This is a genomic window from Desulfobulbaceae bacterium (genome assembly GCA_015231515.1).
Classification (GTDB): domain Bacteria; phylum Desulfobacterota; class Desulfobulbia; order Desulfobulbales; family VMSU01; genus JADGBM01.
On sequence record JADGBM010000088.1, the window covers coordinates 11,991 to 12,497 of the forward strand.

1 protein-coding gene is annotated in these 507 nt (G+C 49.7%); it reads left to right on the forward strand.

The window, feature by feature from the left end:
- The coding region (locus tag HQK80_12335) for a hypothetical protein (protein MBF0222992.1) at positions 1–507 on the forward strand (507 nt) is incomplete at both ends.

Genomic DNA, 507 nt, shown 5'->3' on the forward strand with positions numbered 1-507 from the left:
ACCACTATCCCCTCTGGCTCTGTACCTGCCACCTATGGCGAAGGCCCTTCTCATGGTGTTAACAGCGACGTTCTGGGGAAATTTGCCAAGCTTGGTTATTATCTCAATGTCGATCATATTGACTCGGACGGTCTCTGGAAGGACCGCTACACCAGAAAAGAGTCCTTTTACGGCAAACTAAAACTGGCCCTGGCCAATGATATTGCCCTTGGCCTGACCTACTCGGACAGCTTTCCGCGCTACAAGACCTCTGAATATGAAGCAGGTAACAGTATACAATACATCCGCAACCATACTAGTTTTGGCGCCCTAAACCTTGATGTACCCATTGGTGAGAGCCTTCATCTGCATGCCAGCTTGAACCGCTTTATAATGGATTACACAGATAATCGAAATACCTTCACCACCAATGCCTACAATTGGCATCAGATGTGGGCTGAGGCTGCCACTGAAGGTTCTGTGCGGCTCTCTTGGGAAGGCGAGAAACACTCTGCTGTGCTTGGCGCC